We start from the raw sequence: 623 nt of genomic DNA, 5'->3' as shown, positions 1-623 counted from the left end.
TCGTGCTGTTCTGCTGGCTCGATTTCGCCGACAAGGTGAAGCAGCCGTGGGATCGCGGAAATACGAAGGTCGCGGCATGGTTCGAGCGCGTTGGCGCACGGGAGTCAGCGAAGGCGTAACGGCTATAGCACCACCGGCGCATCCGGCAGTTCATTCACCGAGCCGGCATCGCGCGGAAAATGCGTCGCCAGATGCCGTGTCACCGCGTCGATGCCCTTGATCACGCCGCGCTCGAAATGCCCGGCGCGGAACTCGGCTTCCATCATTTGGCAGATAGCTTCCCAGCCGGCTTTGCCGACACGGGCATCGATGCCGCGGTCGACCACGATCTCCACATCGCGATCGGCCAACAGCAGATAGATCAGCACGCCATTGTTATGCGCGGTGTCCCAGACGCGCAGTTGCGCAAACACATCGATGGCGCGTTCGCGCGCCATCTGATTGCGGAACAGCGGCGCGCCGTCGAGCGCGCCTTCGACGACAAAGCGGATCTGGCCGGCATGGCTGGCTTCGGAGGCCTTGATGGCCTGTTCGATCGCCGCCAGTGCCTTTGGAGGGAACGCCTTGCGGACGCGCGAGCGATTGCCGAGCAGATGTTTGCCGATGCGTTTGAGGCTCATCAC

1 protein-coding gene is annotated in these 623 nt (G+C 63.1%); it reads right to left on the bottom strand.

Going from position 1 to position 623, the window contains the following annotated elements; all coding sequences use genetic code 11:
* Positions 1-122: 122 nt before the first annotated feature.
* Positions 123-620: a TPM domain-containing protein gene (locus tag AC1DU6_RS34605; protein WP_439091999.1), complete on the bottom strand. Its 498-nt coding sequence runs from the start codon at positions 618-620 to the stop codon at positions 123-125.
* Positions 621-623 lie beyond the last annotated feature (3 nt).

Source organism: Roseateles sp. P5_B10 (assembly GCF_056400485.1).
This window is presented reverse-complemented; position numbering and strand designations above follow the sequence as displayed.

Coding starts and splice junctions, on each gene's coding strand:
- AC1DU6_RS34605 (WP_439091999.1), bottom strand. CDS start 620: ATGAGCCTCAAACGCATCGGCAAACATCTGCTCGGCAATCGCTCGCGC.